Origin of the sequence: Microbacterium zouquanmingi (assembly GCF_052266675.1) — a bacterium.
In the GTDB taxonomy this organism is placed as follows: domain Bacteria; phylum Actinomycetota; class Actinomycetes; order Actinomycetales; family Microbacteriaceae; genus Microbacterium.
Genome location: NZ_JBQPRA010000003.1, coordinates 299,152 through 319,922, shown reverse-complemented (window position 1 = coordinate 319,922; position 20,771 = coordinate 299,152). Strand labels below are relative to the sequence as shown.

At 64.2% G+C, this 20,771-nt stretch carries 22 protein-coding genes; 18 read left to right on the top strand and 4 right to left on the bottom strand.

Features of this window, described 5'->3' with window-relative positions; genetic code table 11:
* Positions 1 to 40: 40 nt before the first annotated feature.
* Positions 41 to 220 (bottom strand): DUF5302 domain-containing protein, encoded by a 180-nt coding sequence (locus ACTU6V_RS09010; protein ID WP_417508474.1) that lies wholly within the window; start codon positions 218 to 220, stop codon positions 41 to 43.
* Between the two features lie 77 nt (positions 221 to 297).
* On the opposite strand from ACTU6V_RS09010, the gene ACTU6V_RS09005 reads away from it, so the two are divergent.
* On the top strand, positions 298 to 1,497 hold the full coding sequence (locus ACTU6V_RS09005) for an ATP-grasp domain-containing protein (RefSeq protein ID WP_443468089.1): 1,200 nt from the start codon (positions 298 to 300) through the stop codon (positions 1,495 to 1,497).
* A 9-nt stretch (positions 1,498 to 1,506) separates the two neighbouring features.
* Here the strand turns inward: ACTU6V_RS09005 and ACTU6V_RS09000 are convergent, their stop codons facing one another.
* Entirely contained in the window at positions 1,507 to 2,661 is a 1,155-nt protein-coding gene (locus tag ACTU6V_RS09000) for an alpha/beta fold hydrolase (RefSeq protein ID WP_443475445.1), read from the bottom strand.
* Between the two features lie 153 nt (positions 2,662 to 2,814).
* Between ACTU6V_RS09000 and ACTU6V_RS08995 the strand changes: the two genes are divergently transcribed.
* From ACTU6V_RS08995 to ACTU6V_RS08975, 5 genes are all read left to right on the top strand, one after another.
* On the top strand, positions 2,815 to 5,088 hold the full coding sequence (locus tag ACTU6V_RS08995; RefSeq protein WP_443468091.1) for a polyribonucleotide nucleotidyltransferase: 2,274 nt from the start codon (positions 2,815 to 2,817) through the stop codon (positions 5,086 to 5,088).
* Positions 5,089 to 5,295: 207 nt separating this feature from the next.
* Positions 5,296 to 6,321, top strand: coding sequence for an aldo/keto reductase (locus ACTU6V_RS08990; protein ID WP_443468429.1), 1,026 nt, complete (start codon positions 5,296 to 5,298; stop codon positions 6,319 to 6,321).
* An 81-nt stretch (positions 6,322 to 6,402) separates the two neighbouring features.
* Positions 6,403 to 7,005 (top strand): histidine phosphatase family protein, encoded by a 603-nt coding sequence (locus tag ACTU6V_RS08985; protein ID WP_443475444.1) that lies wholly within the window; start codon positions 6,403 to 6,405, stop codon positions 7,003 to 7,005.
* Between the two features lie 19 nt (positions 7,006 to 7,024).
* Positions 7,025 to 7,771, top strand: a complete 747-nt coding sequence (gene dapB, locus ACTU6V_RS08980; protein WP_443468093.1) for a 4-hydroxy-tetrahydrodipicolinate reductase — start codon at positions 7,025 to 7,027, stop codon at positions 7,769 to 7,771.
* The gene (locus ACTU6V_RS08975) at positions 7,771 to 8,220 is read left to right on the top strand and encodes a hypothetical protein (RefSeq protein WP_443468094.1); all 450 of its coding nucleotides are present in this window, start codon (positions 7,771 to 7,773) and stop codon (positions 8,218 to 8,220) included. Before dapB ends, ACTU6V_RS08975 begins: the two co-directional genes overlap by 1 nt.
* Positions 8,221 to 8,248: 28 nt before the next feature.
* Here ACTU6V_RS08975 and ACTU6V_RS08970 read toward each other — a convergent pair whose 3' ends face one another.
* Positions 8,249 to 8,674, bottom strand: a complete 426-nt coding sequence (locus ACTU6V_RS08970) for an OsmC family peroxiredoxin (protein WP_443468095.1) — start codon at positions 8,672 to 8,674, stop codon at positions 8,249 to 8,251.
* A gap of 120 nt (positions 8,675 to 8,794) precedes the next feature.
* Here ACTU6V_RS08970 and ACTU6V_RS08965 point away from each other — a divergent pair, with 120 nt between their 5' ends.
* From ACTU6V_RS08965 to ACTU6V_RS08955, 3 genes are read left to right on the top strand one after another with little or no spacing between them, the layout of a single operon-like run.
* Complete coding sequence (locus ACTU6V_RS08965) at positions 8,795 to 9,604, top strand: thymidylate synthase (protein ID WP_443468096.1); 810 nt, start codon at positions 8,795 to 8,797, stop codon at positions 9,602 to 9,604.
* On the top strand, positions 9,601 to 10,077 hold the full coding sequence (locus tag ACTU6V_RS08960) for a dihydrofolate reductase (protein WP_443468097.1): 477 nt from the start codon (positions 9,601 to 9,603) through the stop codon (positions 10,075 to 10,077). The genes ACTU6V_RS08965 and ACTU6V_RS08960 overlap by 4 nt, the downstream gene beginning before the upstream one ends.
* The gene (locus ACTU6V_RS08955) at positions 10,077 to 10,838 is read left to right on the top strand and encodes an SDR family NAD(P)-dependent oxidoreductase (RefSeq protein ID WP_443468098.1); all 762 of its coding nucleotides are present in this window, start codon (positions 10,077 to 10,079) and stop codon (positions 10,836 to 10,838) included. Before ACTU6V_RS08960 ends, ACTU6V_RS08955 begins: the two co-directional genes overlap by 1 nt.
* Before the next feature lie 22 nt (positions 10,839 to 10,860).
* On the opposite strand, the gene ACTU6V_RS08950 is transcribed toward ACTU6V_RS08955, so the two are convergent.
* Positions 10,861 to 11,400 (bottom strand): NUDIX domain-containing protein, encoded by a 540-nt coding sequence (locus ACTU6V_RS08950; RefSeq protein WP_443475443.1) that lies wholly within the window; start codon positions 11,398 to 11,400, stop codon positions 10,861 to 10,863.
* Between the two features lie 55 nt (positions 11,401 to 11,455).
* On the opposite strand from ACTU6V_RS08950, the gene dapA reads away from it, so the two are divergent.
* The 9 genes from dapA to ACTU6V_RS08905 all read left to right on the top strand — a co-directional run bounded on the left by dapA (position 11,456) and on the right by ACTU6V_RS08905 (position 20,748).
* Positions 11,456 to 12,433: a 4-hydroxy-tetrahydrodipicolinate synthase gene (dapA, locus tag ACTU6V_RS08945; RefSeq protein ID WP_443475442.1), complete on the top strand. Its 978-nt coding sequence runs from the start codon at positions 11,456 to 11,458 to the stop codon at positions 12,431 to 12,433.
* Positions 12,434 to 12,499: 66 nt separating this feature from the next.
* Entirely contained in the window at positions 12,500 to 14,176 is a 1,677-nt protein-coding gene (locus ACTU6V_RS08940; protein WP_443468101.1) for a ribonuclease J, read from the top strand.
* A 59-nt stretch (positions 14,177 to 14,235) separates the two neighbouring features.
* The gene (locus tag ACTU6V_RS08935; RefSeq protein WP_443475441.1) at positions 14,236 to 16,953 is read left to right on the top strand and encodes an FtsK/SpoIIIE family DNA translocase; all 2,718 of its coding nucleotides are present in this window, start codon (positions 14,236 to 14,238) and stop codon (positions 16,951 to 16,953) included.
* Positions 16,953 to 17,531, top strand: a complete 579-nt coding sequence (gene pgsA, locus ACTU6V_RS08930; RefSeq protein WP_443475440.1) for a CDP-diacylglycerol--glycerol-3-phosphate 3-phosphatidyltransferase — start codon at positions 16,953 to 16,955, stop codon at positions 17,529 to 17,531. The genes ACTU6V_RS08935 and pgsA overlap by 1 nt, the downstream gene beginning before the upstream one ends.
* Positions 17,528 to 18,025, top strand: a complete 498-nt coding sequence (locus ACTU6V_RS08925) for a CinA family protein (protein WP_443475439.1) — start codon at positions 17,528 to 17,530, stop codon at positions 18,023 to 18,025. The genes pgsA and ACTU6V_RS08925 overlap by 4 nt, the downstream gene beginning before the upstream one ends.
* A gap of 144 nt (positions 18,026 to 18,169) precedes the next feature.
* Entirely contained in the window at positions 18,170 to 18,478 is a 309-nt protein-coding gene (locus ACTU6V_RS08920) for a helix-turn-helix domain-containing protein (RefSeq protein ID WP_443468104.1), read from the top strand.
* Positions 18,479 to 18,502: 24 nt separating this feature from the next.
* Positions 18,503 to 18,724, top strand: a complete 222-nt coding sequence (locus ACTU6V_RS08915; protein ID WP_443468105.1) for a DUF3046 domain-containing protein — start codon at positions 18,503 to 18,505, stop codon at positions 18,722 to 18,724.
* Between the two features lie 270 nt (positions 18,725 to 18,994).
* Complete coding sequence (recA, locus tag ACTU6V_RS08910; protein WP_443468106.1) at positions 18,995 to 20,050, top strand: recombinase RecA; 1,056 nt, start codon at positions 18,995 to 18,997, stop codon at positions 20,048 to 20,050.
* Positions 20,050 to 20,748 (top strand): regulatory protein RecX, encoded by a 699-nt coding sequence (locus tag ACTU6V_RS08905; RefSeq protein ID WP_443468107.1) that lies wholly within the window; start codon positions 20,050 to 20,052, stop codon positions 20,746 to 20,748. Before recA ends, ACTU6V_RS08905 begins: the two co-directional genes overlap by 1 nt.
* Positions 20,749 to 20,771: the final 23 nt, after the last annotated feature.

Below are 20,771 nucleotides of genomic sequence, written 5' to 3'. Positions count from 1 at the left end.
AAGGCGCCGCACCCGAACGGGTGCGGCGCCTTCTCAGCGGTCAACCGCTCTTGCGTCGGAACTCACGCCGCGTCTGCGGGGCGTTCGCTGCGTGGACGGCGGAATCGCCATCCAGGTGCGACTCACCGTTGCGGTGATGTGCGTTCTTCTTCTCGAGCGCTTCCTTGAACTTGCGCTTCATGTCCTCGGCGGAGGACGGTGCGCTTTCTTCGGTGCTCATGGAGTCAGCCTAGGCTAATGAGACGATATGGTGTGAGCACGTTGACCTACTTCTGAAAGGCCACCATGCGTGTACTCGTGACGAGCTCTCGGAACACATTCGCTCTTGACATCATCCGGAAGCTGGGGAGCCTCGGGCATACCGTGGTCGCCACGGACACTTACCGAGGTGCGATCGGCAATCATTCGAAGTACGTCGCCGAACATGCAACGACGGCGTCGCCACGGTTCGACACCGATCGTTTCATCAGTGATATCAGCGATCTCGTGAACAAACATGAGATCGAGCTGATCGTCCCCACTTTCGAGGAAGCCTTCTACCTGGCCGCGCGCGTTCATGACCTGCCAGATGGTGTGCGGCTGTATGCCGGCAGCTTCGATGCGCTCGCTCGGCTCCACGACAAGGCGAGCTTCAAGCGCCTCGTCACCGAGGCCGGGGTTCCCGTTCCTGAGACGATCGTGGCGACCGATGACGCTTCGCTCAGGGCAGCGATCGAGAAGTACCCTCGCTACTTTGCGCGGGCAGCCTTCTCTCGTGGCGGAATCGGGCTGCTCACCAACACCGGTCCACTGGCCGGCAACGTTGCAGTCGATGACTGCAAGCCCACGCCGGAGCAGCCTTGGCTGGTGCAGCCGTTCGTCGACGGGCCGATGGTGTGCACGTACAGCACGATCGTCGACGGCCAGATCACTTCTCACAGCACCTATCGCGCACCTGAGCAATGGGCGCACAGCACAGGGATCACCTTCCTCGCTGTCGACAGCACCGACACGCTCGCGTACACGCAGCGCATCGTCGAGGCGCTTGGTGGCGATTTCACCGGTCAGCTGTCGTTCGACTTCGTCGACAACGACGGTCAGCTGTACGCGATCGAGTGCAACCCGCGACCGACGAATGGAGTCATCCTGCTGGAAGCCGATGACTTCGCCCGCGCGCTGACGGGAGATGTGGACGAGACGGTGGTCGTGCTGCCGGGTGTCGAACGCCAGGTATCTCTCGCCGTGCTCGCTGATGCGTTCACTGAGCCGCTCAAGCACCTGCCGACGACCCTGCACGACCTCCTAAAGGTCAAGGACGTGGGGGCGGGGTGGCATGACTCGCTTGCGATGATGTGGAGTCCGGCCACGCTCATTCACGGCGCCAAGCTCAGCCACGGTCAGCACAAGGAGCTTCTCGGTGCGCTCGGGGACGACATCGTCTGGAACGGCGAGCCGATCGATGGCATGAGCGAGGCCGATGCCGCGGCACTGGAAGCCGTGCACGCGCAGCAGATCTGAGCCGGCTGGTCAGCCGAGCACAGCTTGCTCCAGCCGCGCGGCGGCAGTGAGTGCGCGAGACAGGGCGACGGATGCTCCGCGTCGAGGCAGCTCGTCAAAACGCTGCGCCAGCTGTGCGAGCGCTGCGTGCTCACCCCGAACGAGCTTTCGCACGGCGTTGAGGAACGCGATCGGGTGAGTATCGAGCGCACTGTGGCCGTTCTCGATCATGATGAGCGCGGCATCCGGAGCTGTGTTCGCGACCCGCTGTGCGATCGCGGGAGGGGTGCGGATGTCTCGGCGGCCGACGATCAGAGCCAAAGGCCAATCGAACGTCCGCACGGCGGCGGGCAGATCGAAGGATTCGCCGGCGAATGAGGGGAATCGGTGCGCGAGCCGAGAATAGGTGCGCGCAGGATCGAGTGGAAGGCCATCCAACGGGGCGCCGTAGCCGAGCTCGCGATATCCGATGGCGCCGACCGTGGAGAAATCGTAGTGTCCGGGGATTCGGATGATCGATTCGTCACGCGCGGAGTAGAGCGCCAGCGCCTGCCATGCGGGCCCCCTTCGGCGGAGCCGATTGTGCAGCAATGGTCGAAGGAGCGCTTCGCCGCCGATCTCGTAGGCGGCGCGGATCACGTCGAGCAGCTGACGATCCTGTGCGGCCGAGGTGCGCAGCGCGTGCACCGCTTCGGAATAGGGGGCATCCTCATCCCAGAAGAGACTCCTGATCAGCTGTCGTTCCAGAGCGATGTCTTCAGCCGATTGCAATGCCGAGTCGAGCAGCATGCCCGCCACGCGACCGGGATGACGGGCCCCGAAAGCACCGGCGAGATAGCTGCCGTACGACGAGCCCGCGATGAAGGCCTGGTCGGCTCCTTCATGATCGAGCACCGCGGCGATGTCATCGACGACATCGCTGACCCACATCGCCGACTGCGGGAGTGCGCGGCCATCGAGGCCCCGCCGTGAACTTCCGACGCCGCGATGCTCGACCATGATGATGTCGAGTCCGCCGGTGGCGGCGTGACGCCGCAGCGACCGATAAGGGCGAATGGATCCGAGGCCAGGGCCACCGGGAATCACAACCACCGGCGTGCTGGTGCGAGGCCCCGTGCGAACGTATGCGAGGTCGAAAGCGGGGGAGAGCGAGGCAGCTGGTCGCCGTACCCGAAGCGTTCTCATGAGGATGACTCTAGTGTCCGGGGCGTTCGGAGCTGCCGCGCTGATAAGCTGGAAGTGGATTGCTGTGTGCAATCAGCGCGCTGATACGCGCGCGTACGTATGATCTCGCCCGTCACACGGACGGACGAGTCTAAACAAAGAAGGAGAGACCTCTTGGAAGGTCCTGAAATCACTGCCACCGAGGCCGTTCTCGATAACGGTCGCTTCGGCACTCGCACTGTCCGCTTCGAAACCGGTCGCCTCGCTCAGCAGGCCCAGGGTTCGGTTGCGGCTTACCTCGACGGAGAGACCATGCTTCTCTCCGCAACTTCCGCAGGAAAGCACCCGCGTGAAGGCTTTGACTTCTTCCCGCTGACTGTCGACGTCGAAGAGCGTTCGTATGCAGCAGGCAAGATCCCCGGTTCGTTTTTCCGTCGTGAGGGACGCCCCTCCACTGAGGCGATCCTCGTCTGCCGTCTGATCGACCGCCCGCTGCGCCCGTCGTTCGTCGATGGCCTCCGCAACGAGGTCCAGATCGTCATCACGGTCCTCTCGATCGCGCCGGGCGAGTACTACGACGCTCTGGCGATCAACGCGGCATCCGCCTCGACGCAGATCTCCGGTCTGCCGTTCTCCGGCCCGATCGCAGGCGTCCGCCTCGCGCTCATCCCCGGCCACGGCGAGAACGCCGACCAGTGGGTCGCATTCCCGAACCAGGCTCAGGTCGAAGAGGCCGTGTTCGACCTGATGGTCGCCGGTCGTGTGATCACCAAGGCCGACGGAACCGACGACGTCGCGATCATGATGGTCGAGGCCGAGGCCACCGAGAACAGCTGGAACCTCATCAAGGGCGGCGCAGTCAAGCCCAGCGAAGAGATCGTCGCCGGCGGTCTTGAGGCGGCGAAGCCGTTCCTCAAGCAGCTCGTCGAGGCTCAGGCCGAGATGGCGAAGCACTCGTCGAAGGCGCCTGGCGTCTACCCGGTGTTCCCGGCGTACGAGCAGGCCACCTACGACTTCATCGCAGCCTCCGCGACAGCTGATCTCGAGAAGGTCTACCAGATCGCGGACAAGGTCGAGCGTCAGAACGCCGACGACGATGTCAAGGACCGCGTCAAGTCCGAGGTCACCGCAGCGATCGAGGCCGGCACTCTGCCCGCGTCGGCAGCGAGCGAGGTCTCTGGTGCATACAAATCCGTCACCAAGGGCATCGTCCGCGGCCGCATCCTCTCCGAGGGCGTCCGCATGGACGGCCGAGGTCTTGCAGACATCCGTCCGCTGGACGCAGAGGTGCAGGTCATCCCGCGCGTGCACGGTTCGGCGATCTTCCAGCGCGGTGAGACCCAGATCATGGGCGTCACCACGCTGAACATGCTCAAGATGGAGCAGCAGATCGACTCGCTGTCGCCCACGACGTCGAAGCGCTACATGCACCACTACAACTTCCCGCCCTACTCGACCGGTGAGACCGGCCGTGTCGGATCGCCGAAGCGTCGCGAGATCGGGCACGGCTTCCTCGCCGAGCGCGCCCTCGCACCGGTGCTGCCCAGCCGCGAGGAGTTCCCGTACGCGATCCGTCAGGTGTCCGAGGCTCTCAGCTCCAACGGTTCCACGTCGATGGGCTCGGTCTGCGCATCGACCCTTTCGCTGCTGAACGCAGGTGTGCCGCTGCGCGCAGCTGTCGCCGGCATCGCGATGGGTCTGGTCACCGATGAGGTCGACGGACAGACGCGCTACGCCGCACTGACTGACATCCTCGGCGCCGAAGACGCCCTCGGCGACATGGACTTCAAGGTGGCAGGAACCAGCGAGTTCATCACCGCGATCCAGCTCGACACGAAGCTCGACGGAATCCCGTCGGACGTTCTGGCCGGCGCGCTGACGCAGGCCAAGGACGCTCGTCTGACGATCCTGAACGTGCTGAACTCGGCGATCGACTCGCCAGACGAGATGGCGCCCACCGCGCCGCGCGTCATCAGCGTGCAGATCCCGGTCGACAAGATCGGTGAGCTGATCGGCCCGAAGGGCAAGACGATCAACGCGATCCAGGACGAGACCGGCGCTCAGATCTCCATCGAGGAGGACGGCACCGTCTACATCGGCGCGGTTGATGGCCCGTCGGCCGAGGCCGCACGTGCCCAGGTCAACGCGATCGCCAACCCCACCAACCCTGAGGTCGGCGAGCAGTTCCTCGGAACCGTCGTGAAGATCGCATCGTTCGGTGCGTTCGTCTCGCTGCTTCCGGGCAAGGACGGACTGCTGCATGTCACTGAGGTGCGCAAGCTCGCCGGTGGCAAGCGCGTCGAGAACGTCGATGACGTGCTCTCGGTCGGACAGAAGCTCCTCGTGAAGATCACGAAGATCGATGACCGCGGCAAGCTGTCGCTCGAGCCAGTGCTCGACGACGCGCCCGCGGAAGAGGCACCTGCGGCAGAGACCGCAGAAGCGTAAGCCTTCGCCTTCAGGCCCGGACCCTGCCCCGTTGGGGCAGGATCCGGGCCTTTTCGCGTTTCCGTTATCTAAAAGTTACTGGAACTTCGCACTCCGTTACGCGCAATGGTCGGGGAGTTCACGGTTCTCGCTTACCCTCGAAGTACGCACCGGGGGGTGTACAGAAATCACTGTTCTTCTCGGAGGACACGCGCGGGGGTGATGAGGATGCGACTGTTCGGTCAAGGGACAGCGGACTCTCCCACCCGCGCCCAGGGCACGCCGCAGCATCCTTCCGCTCCGATCCCCGTGATCGGACCGGGCGTCGGCGAGACGATCCGCGTGCCGCTCGGCGAGGGCGGCGTCAGCACCTTCCCGCTGATGCTCGGGGCAGCGGAGTTCGGGTGGAACGTCGATCTGGAGACCAGCCACGCCATTCTCGATCGCTACGTCGAATTCGGCGGCAACGCGATCCACACGGCAGACGGTTTCTCCGGCGGACGAAGCGAGCACATCATCGGCCAGTGGCTGCATTCCCGCGGCCAGCGCGACCGCACCGTGCTGAGCGTGCGCGTCGGGACTCACGCCGATAACCCGGGTCTCGGTTCGGTGAATCTTGTCCGTGCGGTCGAAGGCTCGCTCACTCGGCTCGGCGTCGAACGTATCGATGTGCTGTACCTCGACGCGACCCTCGACCAGACGAGCAACCTCGAAGACACGCTCGCCACGGTGGAGTGGCTGCGCGACGCTGGCAAGATCGGCACGCTCGGAGCCTTCCGATTCACGCCCGAACGACTCGTCGAGGTGCGGATTCTCGCCTCGGCAGGGTATCCGCGCATCGAAGTGCTCGACGAGCCGTACAACCTGATCAGGCGCGATGCCTTCGAAGGCGATCTCCGCCTTGTCGCCGGTGCGCAGAACCTCGCGGTGACGCCGTCTCACGCGCTCGAGCATGGTTTCCTCTCTGGACGCCACCGCAGCAAGGCCATGATGTCCAGGGGAGTGCGAGGAGAGCAGCTGCGCAGCCACCTGAACCGGCGAGGCATCCGAATTCTTCGTGCGCTCGATCAGGTGGCCACTGAGGTGAATGCGCCGGTCGCAGCGGTATCGATTGCATGGCTGCTCGCACAGCGTACGATCGCGGCTCCCATTGTCAACAGCTTTGCCACAGAGCACGTAGACGAACTCATGCAGGGCGCGGGCATCACGCTTTCGCGGACGCAACTTGCGGATCTCACTCGCGCTGGTAACTGAGTCGGTCGCACCTGCACGTCTCTTCTGAGGCCGGTAGGGTGGAAAGGCCGGGCAGACGGCTGGCGACGAAGCGAGTGGGTTGTGACGCACTATATATATCTGGTCAGACATGGTGAACATCAGGATGCCGAGCACGGCGTCGACGACGGACCTCTTTCTCCACGAGGTCAACGCCAGGCCGAGCTGATCGCAGATCGTCTGTCAGGGCTCCCGTTGGATGCTGTCTGGCATTCGCCGTTGCTGCGCGCGACCGAGACCGCCCGGGCGATCGCCGAGCGGCTGCCGTCGGTCACTCCTGAGCCGTCGGCACTGCTTTTCGACTGCGTGCCTACGGGGATGACGCCGGACACGCCGGCGGTGTATGAGTCGTTCTTCGGATCGGTGTCGGATGCCGAGGTCGAGGCCGGCAGCGCCCAGATGTCCGATGCCGTGAACGAGTTCCTCGTCCGCAAGCAGGGCGACGTCCACGAGGTGCTGATCACTCACAACTTCGTCATCGCGTGGTTCGCGCGAGAGGTTCTCGGAGCACCCGATTGGCGCTGGATGACGTTGAACCAAGCGCATTGCGGGCTCACGACCATCGTGCAGAAGCAGGGGCGTCCGTGGTCACTGATCAATCACAATGAGCTGAGTCATCTTCCTATGGAGCTGCGCACCGGCCTGCCGGACGATGTGCTCGTCTGAGCCGAATTAGACTGGCCTCATGACCAAGCAGGTGGCACTTGTCGGCGGTTCCGGCAAGCTCGGTACGATCATCAAGACAGTGATCGACGAGCTCGACGGCTTCGACGTGGCACGCGTGCTCACGTCATCCAGTGATCTGAGCGAGCTCGACGGGGTAGATCTCGTCGTCGACGCATCGACCCCGCGGGTAAGCGTCGATGTCGTGCGGGCAGCCGCTGAACGCGGTATCAACGTGCTGGTCGGTACCTCCGGCTGGTCTGCCGAGCGAATCTCGCTCGTGCGTCCGCTGGTGGATGCCGCGGGCACTGCGGCAGTCTTCATTCCGAACTTCTCGCTCGGATCGGTGCTCGGCTCGGCGTTGGCGGCGGCAGCTGCACCATTCTTCCCTTCGGTCGAGATCATCGAGGCGCACCGCGACACCAAGGTTGATTCACCGAGCGGCACCGCCGTCCGCACGGCGGAGCTCATTGCCACGGCCCGTGCGGAGCAGGGGCCGGTCGATGCTCCGCACGCAGACCAGCGCGCGCGTGGTCAGCAGATCGCAAGCGTGCCGGTGCACTCTCTGCGCAGGCCCGGTGTCGTCGCCCGTCAGGACGTCGTTCTCTCCGGCCCGGGGGAGTCGCTCACTCTGACCCACGACACAGTGGAGCCCGCACTCGCCTATGCGCCCGGCATCCGTCTTGCTGTGCCGTTCGCGGCCGAGGCGCGAGGCGTCGTCGTCGGGTTGGAGAACATGCTCGACATCGACATCTGGAGTCACTCGTGATGGCGCGCGCTGGCGCGATCGTCGTCGGCCTGTGTCTGATTCTCTACTTCGTCCTCACCGGGCAGTGGGCGTATCTGTACCTCGCCAGCGGCGAGCCGATCGGTATTGCGATGGGCCTGGCGCTCATCGTGCTTCCGCTGATCGGCGCATGGGCGCTGGTGCGCGAGATCCAGTTCGGGATCCAGGCCGATCGACTGGGAACGCAGCTGGACGCGGAAGGCGGGATGCCGCCAGCGGAAACCGAGCTGAGCGCGCGAGGAAAGCTCGCCAAGGCGGATGCTGAGCCTGTCGTGCAGCGCTACACGACAGAAGCAGAGGCGGCCGCCGACGATTGGCGAGCACGCTACCGCCTCGGTGTCGTGCAAGAGGCCGCAGGGCGCCGCAAAGACGCCCGCGCGAGCATCCGTGAGTCGATCCGCCTCGCCAAGACTCGACCAGCCGGATCCTGAGACCGGCCGACCGAACCCTGTCGAAGGATCAGGCGAGCGTCGCCTCGAGAGTGATCTCGATGCCGGCGAGAGCCTGAGACACGGGGCATCCGGTCTTCGCGCCTTCGGCGATGGTCTGGAACTGCTCGGGGGTGAGTCCAGGCACCGTTGCGTTCACGTTGAGGTGGCTGCCGGTGATTCCGACGCCCGGCTTGAAGGTGACGGATGCTGTGGTGTTGACGTGCTCCGGCGGGGTGCCGTTCTCCGCGAGAGCATTCGAGAGCGCCATGCTGAAGCAGGATGAGTGTGCGGCCGCGATCAGCTCTTCCGGAGTGGTCGTCGTGTCAGAGCCTTCGCTGCGGGCCTTCCAGTTGATGGGGAACGTTCCGAGGTTCGATGAGGAGAAGGTCACATCTCCCGATCCCTCCATCAGTGAACCGTTCCAGGCGGTGGTGGCTTCGCTGGTGACGGGCATGGTTCCTCCAGAGTCGTGGCTGTCTGTCTGGCCAGCCTATCGACCCTGGCCCCCGCGGGGAACAGGGCAGGCTCAGCCGACTGCGGATTCTCTGTGGTCGATCCCGGGTATCGTGTCAGCATGAGCGCCGACGTCCCCACGCCGTATGAAGACCTCCTCCGCGACGTGCTGGAATCCGGAACGCACAAGAATGATCGCACCGGTACAGGCACCACGAGTGTGTTCGGCCGACAGATCCGCTTCGACCTCGCGAACGGCTTCCCGCTGATCACCACGAAGCGGGTGCATTTCAAATCGATCGCGTACGAGCTGCTGTGGTTCCTGCGCGGAGACTCGAATGTGTCGTGGCTACGGGACAACGGCGTCACGATCTGGGATGAGTGGGCCGACGCCGATGGCGATCTGGGCCCTGTCTACGGAGTGCAGTGGCGCTCGTGGCCGACCCCGGACGGAGGACACATCGACCAGCTGTCGCAGGTCGTGGAGCAGATCCGTGCGACGCCGGATTCTCGCCGGCTGATCGTGTCCGCATGGAACCCTGCGGATATCCCCGATATGGCGCTCGCGCCGTGCCACGCTCTCTTCCAGTTCTATGTCGCTGACGGCAAGCTGTCGTGTCAGCTCTACCAGCGCAGCGCCGACATGTTCCTCGGTGTTCCGTTCAACATCGCCAGCTATGCGCTGCTGACGATGATGGTCGCCCAACAGGCGGGGCTCGAACCAGGAGACTTCGTCTGGACCGGCGGGGACTGCCACGTCTATGACAACCATGTCGAGCAAGTTCGCGAGCAGCTGACGCGTGAGTCTTACGCCTACCCGACGCTTCGTTTCGCGCGCAAGCCCGAGTCGATCCTCGATTACACCTATGACGACTTCCTCGTCGAGGACTATCAGCACCACCCCGCAATTCGAGCGGCAGTCGCCGTATGACCTGGGTCGGACTGATCTGGGCAGAAGCATCCGGTGGCGTCATCGGCGCAGACGGGGGGATGCCCTGGCACGTGCCAGAGGACCTGGCGCACTTCAAACAAGTCACGCTCAACGCCCCCGTGGTGATGGGCCGGAAGACCTGGGACTCGCTGCCCGAGCGATTCCGACCGCTCCCCGGTCGCGAGAACATCGTCATCACGCGTCAGCAGGACTGGCAGGCTGATGGCGCCCGCTGTGCAACCGATCTTCCTGCAGCGGTGCGAGGGCTTGACAAGGCGTGGATCATCGGCGGTGCCGAGATCTTCGCCCAGGTCATCGGAGAGGCCGATCGCCTCGAAGTCACCGAGCTCGATCTCGCGGTCGCCGGAGACTCCTACGCGCCGTCGAAGGCCGGCTGGCGGCTCGTGGACGAAGGGGAGTGGCAGACCTCTCGCACCGGCATCCGCTATCGATTCCTGGGATACCAGCGCTGATGCCCACGGCTCTCATCACGGGTGCGAGCGCCGGCCTCGGCGCGGAGTTCGCCCGCCAGCTCGCACAGCGCGGCGCTGACCTCGTGCTGGTCGCTCGATCTGCGGCTTCGCTGGAGGCGCTTGCGGAGGAGCTTCGCGAGACGCACGGGATCTCTGTCGACGCCCTGCCCGCTGATCTCGCCACGGATGAGGGCATGTCAGTCGTCGCGGCCAGGATCGCTGATGCGCAGCATCCGATCGATCTGCTTGTCAACAACGCAGGTTTTGGTCTGCCGCTGCACTTCGCCGACAACGACATCGAAGACGAAGTGCGGCACCTTCGGATTCATGCCGAGGCGCCGATGCGCCTGATGCACGCAGCGCTCGGCAGAATGCGCGGGCGGGGTGGTCGTGTCATCAACGTGGCCTCGGTCGCCGGATTCATCTCTCGTTCGACGTACTCGGCGTGCAAGCAGTGGCTGATCGGCTTCAGCCGGTGGGCAAATGCTGAATACGCCCGCGACGGCGTCAGCGTGACGGCGGTGTGTCCCGGCTTCACTCGCACGACATTCCACGAGCGGATGGGACTTGCGCCAGGGCAGGAGGGCATTCCCGCGATCGGCTGGCTGGACGCCGCCGACGTCGTGCGCGAGGGCTTGCGCGATGCTGCCCGTGGCAAAGCGGTTTCGATCCCGTCGCTGCGCTACAAGCTCGTCGTCGCGCTGACGCGCGTGCTTCCGTCATCTCTCACTGCTGGCGCTGCGCGGCGCGGTCGCATCTGAGCGGCGTGTCTGCTCGACGAGCTCAGGCGAAGCGCCCGAGTCGGATGCCGGCGTAGGCCAGCGCCGCGACCGTCTCACCATCGCGGATGTGACCATCGGAGACCATCTGGAGCGCCTCAGCGAAGGGCACCCAGGACACCTCTTCGATGCCCTCCTCTTCAGGAGCGGCATCCGCGCTGTCGGCCGCGCTCAGGCCGCGAGCGAGGAAGACGTGCTCGGGCGCAACGGTGACGCCGTTCAGTGCGTTCATCGATCCGAGCAGCGACCACTCCTCGGCCTGCATGCCGGTCTCTTCGAGGAGCTCTCGCTGGGCCGCGACGAGAGGATCCTGCCCGTCGCTGCCTCCCGCCGGAACCTCGATCGAGCGGCCGGTCGTGTAGCGCTCGAGCGTGACCAGGCACACCCGATCCTCGGCATCGAGTGCGACGACGAACACGGATGCGTTGCGCATTGTGACGACGCCGTAGATGCCGTCTCCGGCGGGTCCTGTCACGGCGTCTTCTCGCACGGAGATCCAAGGGTTCTCATATACGAGACGGGAATCGCGGGTCTGCCAGGTCATGATCGTGAGCATATCTGGGGCGGTCGGCGAGGGCTGAAACCGATACGCTGGAGGAATGACGTATACGGGCAATCCTTTCGGACAGGTTCTCGTCGCGCTCGTCACTCCGATGACGGCCGACGGTGAGGTCGATTGGGATGCCACAGAGAAGCACATCGACGACGTCATCACCGCCGGCGCCGACGGCATCGTCGTCACCGGTACGACGGGGGAGACCTCGACGCTGACCGACTCGGAGAAGCTGAAGCTCGTAGAGGTGGGCAAGTCTGTATCCGCCGGTCGCGCGAAGATCATCACCGGCGGCGGATCCAACGAGACCGCGCACGCCATCGAGCTGTACAAGGCGAGCGAGAAGGCCGGCGCCGACGGCATCATGATCGTCACGCCGTACTACAACAAGCCGACTCAGGCCGGAATCCTCACCCACTTCCGCCTGGTCGCGGACGCTACGGACCTTCCCGTGATCCTCTATGACATTCCGGGGCGCACCGGGGTGCCGATCAAATACGAGACGCTTCTGCGACTGGCGAAGCATCCGAACATCCTCGCTGTCAAAGACGCCAAAGGCGACTTCAGCGAGGTCAGCCGTGTGCTGAACCAGACGGACCTGATGTACTTCTCCGGTGATGACGCGAATGCTCTGCCGCATCTCTCGATCGGTGCGACCGGGCTCATCGGTGTGACAGGAAACATCACGGCAACTCCCTATCGCACGATTGTGGACGCGGTAAACCGCGGCGACCTGGCGGCTGCGACTGCAGAGCACAAGCGTCTTGAGCCGCTGGTCCGCGCGGTGATGACTCACGTCCCTGGCACCGTGTCGGTGAAGTACATCCTGCACGGTCTTGGACGCATCTCCAGCCCACGTGTGCGTCTGCCGCTGGTGGGACCGGAGGAGTGGGAAGCTGCCCTCATCGAGGATGAGCTCGCGGCGGTCACGGGCCTTCCCGGCGCCGATTTTTCGAATTTCCGCCCCGACCGCAATGCGGCCGCTGGCGGTGCGCTGCCGAAGGTGCACGGCACGACGCGCTGAGACGACGGGCGCAGAGTGCGCCCACTTTGCAATACGGGCACGATGTGTCCGACAGAGGAGACATCAATGTCCATTCCCATCGCAGCTCCTGTGCCACTCGCCGACGGAACGCTCCGCGTCGTCCCGCTGGGCGGACTCGGCGAGGTCGGTCGCAACATGACCACATTCGAGTACAACGGCAAGATCCTCATCGTCGACTGCGGTGTGCTCTTCCCCGAGGACCACCAGCCCGGCGTCGACCTCATCCTCCCGGATTTCGAGCCCATCAAGGACCGCCTCGATGACATCGTCGGCGTCGTGCTCACCCACGGTCACGAGGACCACATCGGTGCGGTGCCGTACCTGCTGCGTCTGAAGAGCGATATTCCGCTGATCGGTTCCGGCCTCACGCTCGCGCTGGTCGAGGCGAAGCTGAAAGAGCACCGTATCAAGCCATTCACGCTCACCGTGAAGGAAGGGCAGCGCGAGACGGTCGGGCCGTTCGATCTCGAGTTCGTCGCGGTGAACCACTCGATCCCGGATGCCATGGCCGTCGCAATCCGCACGCCCGCCGGTCTCGTGCTCGCTACTGGTGACTTCAAGATGGACCAGTTGCCGCTGGATGGCCGCATCACCGACCTGCGCGCGTTCTCGCGCCTCGGTGAAGAGGGCGTCGACCTGTTCCTCGTCGACTCGACCAACGCGGACGTGCCCGGATTCACGCCTACCGAGAAGTCGATCGGCCCGGTCCTGGACCAGGTCATCGCCAAGGCCACTCGCCGAGTCATCGTCGCGAGCTTCTCCAGCCATGTGCACCGCGTGCAGCAGGTGCTCGACGCCGCGCACGCCAACGGTCGCCGGGTGGCTCTGCTCGGGCGCAGCATGGTGCGGAACATGGGCATCGCCGCGGATCTCGGATACCTCAAGGTGCCCGAGAACGTGCTGATCGACTACAAGAAGGCCAAGGACATCCCCGACGACAAGATCGTCTACATGTCCACGGGGTCCCAGGGCGAGCCGATGGCAGTCCTCAGCCGCATGGCCAACCTCGACCACGCCATCGAGCCAGGGGAGGGCGACACCGTCATCCTCGCTTCGAGCCTCATTCCCGGCAACGAGAACGCGGTGTACCGAGTGATCGACGGGCTCACCAAGCTCGGCGCGAATGTCGTGCACAAGGCCAACGCTCGCGTGCACGTCTCCGGTCACGCGGCCGCTGGCGAGCTGCTGTACTGCTACAACATCCTCAAGCCCAAGAACGTGCTTCCCGTGCATGGCGAGTACCGGCACCTCATGGCGAACGCCAAGCTCGCCCAGGAGACCGGCATCCCCGAAGAGAACACTCTGCTCGCATCCAACGGCACCGTGATCGACCTGAAGGATGGCCAGGTCCGCGTGGCCGGCCAGTACGACATCGGCTTCGTCTACGTCGACGGCTCCACGGTCGGCGAGATCACCGACGCCGACCTTAAGGATCGTCGCATCCTGGGTGAAGAGGGCTTCGTATCGATCATCGTGGTGGTGGATGCTGCCACCGGGCGCATCATCACCGGACCCGAGATCCACGCGCGAGGCATCGCGGAGGATGATGCGGTGTTCGACGATGTCGTGCCGAAGATCGTCGCCGCGCTCAAAGAGGCATCCGGCAACGGGGTCCGCGACACGCATGCGCTCTCGCAGGTCGTTCGTCGCACGATCGGTCGCTGGGTGAACCAGAAGCTCCGTCGCCGGCCGATGATCGTACCGCTCGTAATCGAAGCCTGATCGGCCGGAAAGCCGCGTCATTACGCGGCGATGTCGGTGCCCGACCGTAGTCTGTGAGTATGGCCAGGAGTACTACGAAGACCGAGCGCGCTTCAGAGAAGGAACCCGCGCGCTCGAGGGCCAAGACGGCTGCGGCGCCGAAGAAGTACATCGACGATGTCGACAAGCCGCCGCTCGCCGTCCGGGCGTGGACAGGACTGGCGCACGGCGTCGGCGGGCTGTTCCGCGCGTTCGGCCCTGAGTCTCTCGAAAAGGACCAGCGACGTGACGGATTCCCGCTCCTTCTGGTGATCCTGGCGTGCCTCGGCGCGGTCAATGAGTGGTTCTTCATCGGCAACGAGGTCGCCCAGAACATCAGTGCATACTCGGTGGGGCTTCTGGTTGGCCGTACGGCATTCCTCATGCCTGTGCTGCTTCTGATCCTGGCTGGCTGGCTGTTCCGGCATCCGTCATCGGTCAACGACAACGGTCGCATCGGCATCGGTTTCGGACTGTTCGTGCTCTCCATCGCCGGTATCTGTCACCTTGCGGGCGGGCAGCCGCAGCCGAAGGACGGCATGCCCGCGTTGAGCGCTGCCGGTGGGCTTTTCGGATGGATGCTGGGCGAGCCGCTCTCATACCTGACCGACATCCCCGCCTACGTCATCCTTGCCGTGCTCATGGTCCTCAGCATTCTCATCATCACGAAGACGCCGCCGAACCGCATTGGCGCTCGACTCGGCGATCTTTATGCGTGGATGTTCGGCGCGGAACGCGTCGAGAAGCCGGTCAGAGAAGCCAAGCCCGAAGGAGAATTCGAGCAGGACGACGACCCGGACGTGCTGCCCTGGTGGCGACGCAACAAGACGGGACGTGAGGAAGACCCTGACGAGGGCATCGGCTCGCAGGACCTCACTGAACTGCTCACGACCGTCGATGAGGCCCCGGCGAACCACACCGCCTTCGACCAGGCGATCATCGTCGAAGATCCATCGGACTCGGTAACCGAGGTGCTCACCGACGTCGAGGGTGTCATGGCCGGACTCGGCTCGCAGGGCGGCACTGCTCTGCTCGACGATTACGGCGACACAGGGGAGCAGCCTGAGCTTCCCGGTCTCTCTGGCTTCGGCACAGAAGGCCCGGGCGATCGCGGCCTGCAGGCACCGGCGGCGCCGTACGCGCTGCCTTCGACTGCAGTGCTGCGCGAAGGTCCGCCGCCAGTGGTCCGCTCCGATGCGACCGACCGCGTCATCGAGCAGATCACGGGTGTGTTCACCCAGTTCAAGGTTGATGCGAAGGTGACCGGCTTCTCGCGCGGTCCGACGGTGACCCAGTACGAGGTCGAGGTCGGTCACGGCGTCAAGGTCGAGAAGATCACTCAACTGAGCAACAACATCGCCTACGCCGTGGCCTCCAACGATGTGCGAATCCTTTCGCCGATCCCCGGCAAGAGCGCAATCGGCATTGAGATCCCGAACGCAGACAAAGAGATGGTGGCGCTCGGAGACGTGCTGCGCTCGCCCGCGGCGCAGAAGAGCACCCACCCGATGACGATCGGTGTCGGTAAGGACGTCGGCGGCAACATCGTCGTCGCGAACCTCGCGAAGATGCCGCACCTTCTGGTGGCAGGTTCCACGGGCTCCGGTAAGTCGAGCTTCGTGAACTCGATGATCACGAGCCTGCTGATGCGCGCGCGTCCGGCCGATGTCCGCATGGTGCTCATCGACCCGAAGCGCGTGGAGCTCACCAGCTACGCCGGCGTTCCGCACCTGATTACCCCCATCATCACGAACCCCAAGAAGGCCGCCGAAGCGCTGCAGTGGGTCGTCAAAGAGATGGACATGCGCTACGACGACCTCGCGTCGTTCGGATTCCGCCACATCGATGACTTCAACAAGGCTGTGCGCGCTGGCGAAGTCGAGCTGCCAGTCGGCAGCGAGCGCGTCCTCAAGCCTTACCCGTATCTGCTGGTCGTGGTCGACGAGCTCGCCGACCTGATGATGGTGGCGCCGCGCGACGTGGAGGACTCGATCGTCCGCATCACTCAGCTCGCGCGTGCCTCCGGTATTCACCTGGTGCTCGCAACTCAGCGTCCGAGCGTCGATGTGGTCACCGGCCTCATCAAGGCCAACGTTCCCTCTCGCCTTGCGTTCGCCGTGACGAGCGTCACTGACAGCCGAGTGATCCTCGATTCACCAGGAGCCGACAAGCTGATCGGCCAGGGCGATGCCCTTTTCTCCCCGATGGGCACGTCCAAGCCTTTCCGTCTGCAGGGGGCCTGGGTCGAAGAGAGCGAGATCGACGCCGTCGTCAAGCACGTCACGGCGCAGGCTCGCCCCGAGTACCGCTCCGACGTTCAAGAGGCGATGGACCCGGCGAAGAAGAAGAAGGAAGTCGACGAAGACATCGGCGACGACCTCGAGGTGCTGCTCGCAGCCGCCGAACTCGTCGTCTCTTCGCAGTTCGGCTCGACGTCGATGCTGCAGCGCAAGCTTCGCGTCGGTTTCGCGAAGGCCGGGCGACTCATGGATCTGCTCGAATCGCGTGAGATCGTCGGTCCTTCTGAAGGATCCAAGGCTCGCGACGTGCTCGTCACCGCCGAGCAGCTGCCCGCAGTGATCGCGAAGCTGCGAGGGGATGATGTTCCGGCCGCGCCTCCTGCGCACCAGGAACCTCCTGCCGCAGTGGAATCGGTTGACTACGGACGCGATCCGATCGAGTCGCAGTTCGACGGACTTCCGATCGAAGACAACGGTGAGGGCGATGAAGACGCCTGGGGCCTGACAGGACGTGACTGATGAGTATTCCGCGGCAACTGCCGAACGCGATCACGATCGCGCGCATACCGCTCGCGGCGGTGTTCTTCGTGCTGCTCCTGCTGGGAGGCACGTACGGGAACAATGACCTCGTCATCCGCTGGATCGCTGGCGCGCTTTTCGTGCTGGCGATCTCCACGGACTGGGTCGATGGCTACCTCGCCCGCAAGTACGACATCGTCAGCGACTTCGGCAAGCTCTGGGACCCAATCGCTGACAAGCTGTTGACGGGTGCCGGTTTCGTAGGCTTGGCGATTCTCGCCGAATGGCCGTGGTGGGTCGTCATCATCATCCTCATCCGCGAGTGGGGCATCACAGTGCACCGCTTCATCGTGGCCAGCAATCATATTGTCGCCGCTGCGTGGATGGGCAAGCTCAAGACTGCTTTCCAGGGCGTTGCACTGAGCTGGTGGCTGCTTCCGCTTCATCAGCTCATCGGGATGGACTGGTGGACCGGGATCGGCATCGCTCTCATGTACGTCACTCTGGTGCTGACCGTCGTAAGCGGCATCGACTACATGGTGTCTCAGATGCGCGGATCAAGAACAGCTCGGTCGTGAACAGGCCTGCCCTGAGCGATGCGGCTCGGCTCGTGTCGTTGCTCAGCGTGAAAGGCTTGACTCTGGGAGTCGCTGAGTCTCTCACCGGAGGTGCTCTTGCCGCAGAGATCGTCTCGGTTCCTGGCGCATCGGCCACCCTTCTCGGTGGAGTCGTGGCCTACGCGACACCGGTCAAGGCGACGGTTCTGGGCGTAGACGAGGCGCTTCTCGAGAAGTACGGGCCAGTGCACTCCGAAGTTGCAGCGCAGATGGCCACCGGAGTGCGCAAGGCGGTGCGGGTAGCGGGACGTCCGGCCGACGTCGGGATCTCGACGACGGGGATCGCCGGCCCTGATTCACCAGACGGTCAGCCGGTCGGCACGGTGTGGATCGGCGTTTCCCGCGGTGAACAAGTCGATGCTCAGGCGTTTCGATTCGACGGCGACCGAAGTGCGGTGCGAGAGCAGGCTGTCCGTGCAGCGATCGGAGTCGCACTGCAGATGCTCGGGGAATAGCCCGTATGAGCTCGACGTTGTCATAGACGTGTTGCTCAAAGCGAAAGCACAGCGTGAAACGGTAGCGTTTTCTCCAGCGAGTCGGGTTAGACTGGCGATCCGTTCGGAGGAGACTTCGGTGAGGGAAATGGAGAGGAGGTTCCAATGATTCTTGTACGACAGGAAATCGGCGACGTGCTGAGGGACTTCCGCCTGCAGAAGGGGCGCACTCTTCGACAGGTTGCGAGTAAGGCATCTGTTGCGCTGGGTTACCTCAGCGAGGTAGAGCGCGGCCAGAAAGAGGCCTCCAGCGAGATTCTCGCTTCGGTCGCTGAAGCGCTCGATGTGCCCATCTCCATCATCATGCGCGAAGTCGGCGACAGGATCTCTGTGCTCGAGGGCATTCAGGTCTTCCCTGACGTGGTTCCCGATGACCTTATGGCGTCGGTCGAGCCCGAGCTGTCCCTGCACTGATACGACAGCGGATTCAGCGAGCCGATGCGACGCAGTGAGTTTCTTCGTGCTGTCGAGGATGAGTTCGGGCGGCGTTCTGTCACCCTCCTGAACGACCTCGTGTTGAGCGCGGTGGGTAATCGAACTCCTACCGAGGCGCTTGAGGCGGGTGTGCCGCCACGAGACATCTGGCTTGCGCTCTGTGCCGAGGCGGACGTCCCTGCGGAGCGCCGTTACGGAGTCGGACGGCTCGAGCCGCGCAAGTAGTGCTTCTTCGCAGCGGGTGCTGTGTTCGTAACCGGATGCTGTGTCAGCGGCGTGTCGTCGAATATGTGTTCGATGTGCGCGTATCGTTCTGCACAAGTGGTCTCGAGGTCTCGTTGTCCACCGTTCGTGGCATTTCCGTCCCAATGTCGGAGGTCCCTCGTACGGTGATTTCAGGCCAAGAAGCCATACGCCTTGTCGGAGAGTCCGTCCCAACCGGGGCGGCCGCGACAGCCTATAGGCGGCACCACGCGAACACGAGGAGCACACATCATGCCATCAGCAGCAGACCGCGAGAAGTCTCTGGAATCAGCTCTCGCCCAGATCGACCGCCAGTTCGGAAAGGGCTCGGTCATGCGGCTGGGCAGCGACGAGCGCGCACCAGTGGCCGTCATCCCCACCGGATCCATCGCCCTCGATGTCGCGCTCGGTGTCGGCGGACTCCCGCGTGGCCGCATCGTGGAGATCTACGGTCCGGAATCCTCCGGTAAGACCACGCTCACCCTGCACGCCATCGCCAACGCGCAGCGCGCCGGTGGCATCGCCGCCTTCGTCGACGCGGAGCACGCTCTCGACCCCGAGTACGCGAAGAAGCTCGGTGTCGACATCGACGCCCTCCTGGTCTCTCAGCCCGATACGGGTGAGCAGGCCCTGGAGATCGCCGACATGCTCGTTCGCTCCGGGGCCATCGATCTCATCGTCATCGACTCCGTCGCGGCGTTGGTGCCTCGCGCTGAGATCGAGGGCGAGATGGGTGACTCGCACGTGGGTCTGCAAGCACGCCTCATGTCTCAGGCGCTCCGCAAGCTCACCGGTGGTCTGAACCAGACCAACACCACCATGATCTTCATCAACCAGTTGCGCGAGAAGATCGGCGTGTTCTTCGGTTCTCCCGAGACCACGGCCGGCGGTAAGGCGCTGAAGTTCTACGCCTCGGTCCGCCTCGACATCCGCCGTATCGAGACGATGAAGGACGGTACTGAGGCCGTGGGCAACCGCACGCGGGTCAAGGTCGTGAAGAACAAGATGGCACCGCCCTTCAAGCAGGCGGAGTTCGACATCCTGTACGGAACGGGCATCTCACGTGAAGGCAGCCTGATCGATTTCGGTGTGGAGCATGGTCTCGTGAAGAAGTCGGGCTCGTGGTACACCTACGACGGCGATCAGCTAGGTCAGGGCAAGGAGAACGCACGCTCGTTCCTCATCAAGAACGCCGATATCGCGTTGGAGATCGAGACGAAGATCAAGCAGAAGCTCGGCATCGGCGGCGCAGTTGCGCCTGAAGCGGTGCCTGCGGCTGACGAACTCGCGCAGCGTCGTCCGGCCTGATGAGTTCTGCACACGATGACGGGGGCGAGGATCGTCTCGCCCCCGTCATTCCACTCTTCAGCGGCAAGATGATTCCCGCATCAGAGCTGGCACGTGATGAGGCCTCCACCGAACCTCGATCGACAGCAATGCCGGCGCATTCCTCTGCCCCGGGTCACAGGCCCCCGCAGAGACCAGAAGAAGCCGATCCCGACGACGTCATGCGGCACGCAGAAGAGGCGCTGGTCCGCAAGTTGCGGGCACGCTCCCTGTCTGTGTCCGAGGCGCGACACGTCCTGCGCGGACAGGGGCTCGATGCCGCCGGCATCGACGAGGTGATCGACAGATTCTGCGAGCGGGGTTACCTCGATGACGCGCTGCTCGCCGAGCACCTTGTCATCTCAGGCATCGAGCGCAAAGGCCAGGGCCGTGTGGCTCTCTCTCGCGCGCTCGCGCAGCGAGGCGTCCCGCGCGATGTTATCGATGCCGCGCTCGGTGACCTTCCGGATGATGACGCTGAGCGCGCACTGGAGTTCGCCAGAACCAAGGCGCGGTCGCTCTCGCGACTGGACTTCGACACCGCGCTGCGACGACTGATGGGGCAACTCGCCCGACGGGGTTACGGGGGGTCAGTGGCGATGACGGCGGCACGGACGGCGCTGGCCGAAGCTTCGCTCGGGGGCCCGACCACAGGTGTTCGTTTCGTCGACTCGGACTGACCCCCAGATTCCGCTCGTAGAAT

Excerpts from the sequence above, each read along its gene's own strand:
- ACTU6V_RS09010 (WP_417508474.1), bottom strand. The coding sequence starts at position 220 with ATGAGCACCGAAGAAAGCGCACCGTCCTCCGCCGAGGACATGAAGCGC.
- ACTU6V_RS09000 (WP_443475445.1), bottom strand. The coding sequence starts at position 2,661 with ATGAGAACGCTTCGGGTACGGCGACCAGCTGCCTCGCTCTCCCCCGCT.
- ACTU6V_RS08990 (WP_443468429.1), top strand. The coding sequence starts at position 5,296 with ATGCGACTGTTCGGTCAAGGGACAGCGGACTCTCCCACCCGCGCCCAG.
- dapB (WP_443468093.1), top strand. The coding sequence starts at position 7,025 with ATGACCAAGCAGGTGGCACTTGTCGGCGGTTCCGGCAAGCTCGGTACG.
- ACTU6V_RS08975 (WP_443468094.1), top strand. The coding sequence starts at position 7,771 with ATGGCGCGCGCTGGCGCGATCGTCGTCGGCCTGTGTCTGATTCTCTAC.
- ACTU6V_RS08970 (WP_443468095.1), bottom strand. The coding sequence starts at position 8,674 with ATGCCCGTCACCAGCGAAGCCACCACCGCCTGGAACGGTTCACTGATG.
- ACTU6V_RS08965 (WP_443468096.1), top strand. The coding sequence starts at position 8,795 with ATGAGCGCCGACGTCCCCACGCCGTATGAAGACCTCCTCCGCGACGTG.
- ACTU6V_RS08960 (WP_443468097.1), top strand. The coding sequence starts at position 9,601 with ATGACCTGGGTCGGACTGATCTGGGCAGAAGCATCCGGTGGCGTCATC.
- ACTU6V_RS08955 (WP_443468098.1), top strand. The coding sequence starts at position 10,077 with ATGCCCACGGCTCTCATCACGGGTGCGAGCGCCGGCCTCGGCGCGGAG.
- ACTU6V_RS08950 (WP_443475443.1), bottom strand. The coding sequence starts at position 11,400 with ATGACCTGGCAGACCCGCGATTCCCGTCTCGTATATGAGAACCCTTGG.
- dapA (WP_443475442.1), top strand. The coding sequence starts at position 11,456 with ATGACGTATACGGGCAATCCTTTCGGACAGGTTCTCGTCGCGCTCGTC.
- ACTU6V_RS08940 (WP_443468101.1), top strand. The coding sequence starts at position 12,500 with ATGTCCATTCCCATCGCAGCTCCTGTGCCACTCGCCGACGGAACGCTC.
- ACTU6V_RS08935 (WP_443475441.1), top strand. The coding sequence starts at position 14,236 with ATGGCCAGGAGTACTACGAAGACCGAGCGCGCTTCAGAGAAGGAACCC.
- pgsA (WP_443475440.1), top strand. The coding sequence starts at position 16,953 with ATGAGTATTCCGCGGCAACTGCCGAACGCGATCACGATCGCGCGCATA.
- ACTU6V_RS08920 (WP_443468104.1), top strand. The coding sequence starts at position 18,170 with ATGATTCTTGTACGACAGGAAATCGGCGACGTGCTGAGGGACTTCCGC.
- ACTU6V_RS08915 (WP_443468105.1), top strand. The coding sequence starts at position 18,503 with ATGCGACGCAGTGAGTTTCTTCGTGCTGTCGAGGATGAGTTCGGGCGG.
- recA (WP_443468106.1), top strand. The coding sequence starts at position 18,995 with ATGCCATCAGCAGCAGACCGCGAGAAGTCTCTGGAATCAGCTCTCGCC.
- ACTU6V_RS08905 (WP_443468107.1), top strand. The coding sequence starts at position 20,050 with ATGAGTTCTGCACACGATGACGGGGGCGAGGATCGTCTCGCCCCCGTC.